The following is a 1136-nucleotide window of genomic DNA, read 5'->3' as shown; positions in this document are numbered from 1 at the left end:
GTTGCGGTCAGGCTGACGGTCGATGTATCGATGGTATCGGTGACATCAGTCACCGCTGGCGTGGTGCTTGGCACCAAATTCTCGAAGTTACCGCCGGTGGCGGTATCAATGCTGACTTCGACTTTGCCGGCGTCTTTGTAGACGTCGTCTTTTGGCGCATCGACGGTCACAGTGCCGGTGGTTTGCCCAGCAGCGATGTTGATCACCGCGCCGTTGCTCAATGTGACGGTGACTGGAGTGCCGGCTGCGTTGGTCAATGTTGCGGTGTAAACGATGGAACCGCCTTCGGAAACGGTGTCGGTCGCACTCAAAGTGAGACCGGTAGTGTCTTGGGTATCCGTAACGGTAGTGTCTGCCGGAGTGGCGTCGATGTCCAGTTTTTCGTAGTTGCCGCCTTGGGCGTCGTCGATCTTGACGCTCAGCGAATCGCCGCCAGCAAGGGCGTCGTTCTGGGTAACGAAGTTCACCGAACCGCTGCTGGAGCCGACCGGGATGGTGATGCTTTGGCCGTTGCTCAACGTTACGACCAACGGAGCTCCGGTCACTGGTGCATTGACCGAAGCGGTGTAAACAACGGTGCCGCCTTCAGCCACGGAGGACGTTGCGGTGAGGCTGACAGTCGACGTGTCGATGGTGTCGGTGACATCAGTCACTGCCGGAGTGGTGCTCGGGACGAGGTTCTCGAAGTTACCGCCGGTGGCGTTGTCGATGCTGACTTCAACTTTGCCGGCGTCTTTGTAGACGTCGTCAGTTGGCGCATCGACGGTCACGGTGCCGGTGGTGGCGCCGGCAGCGATGTTGATCACCGCGCCGTTGCTCAGGGTCACGGTGACCGGAGTACCGGCGGCATTGGTCAATGTCGCGGTGTATACAATCGAACCGCCTTCGGCCACTTGAGTGGACGCTGACAGGCTCAAACCGGTGCTGTCCACCGAATCGGTAATCGTCGTCACAGCAGGCGTGGTGCTCGGCACCAGGTTTTCAAAGTTGCCACCCGTGGCGCCGGTAATGGTGGTGCTGACGGTACTGCCGTTGTTGTAGACGTCGTTGGCCGGGGTGTCGACGTTGACGGTGCCGGTGGTCTGGCCAGCGGCGATGGTGATGACCGAGCCATTGCTCAAGGTCACGGTCACCGG

1 protein-coding gene is annotated in these 1136 nt (G+C 60.0%); it reads right to left on the bottom strand.

The annotated features are described in order from the left end of the window. On the bottom strand, positions 1–1136 hold a 1136-nt coding region (locus tag BM132_RS27670; RefSeq protein WP_177218227.1), incomplete at both ends, for an immunoglobulin-like domain-containing protein.

Source organism: Pseudomonas sp. NFACC45, from assembly GCF_900113505.1.
Lineage (GTDB): Bacteria > Pseudomonadota > Gammaproteobacteria > Pseudomonadales > Pseudomonadaceae > Aquipseudomonas > Aquipseudomonas tehranensis.
Note: the sequence above shows the minus strand (reverse complement) of the source record. Positions and strands in the feature narration are given on the sequence as shown.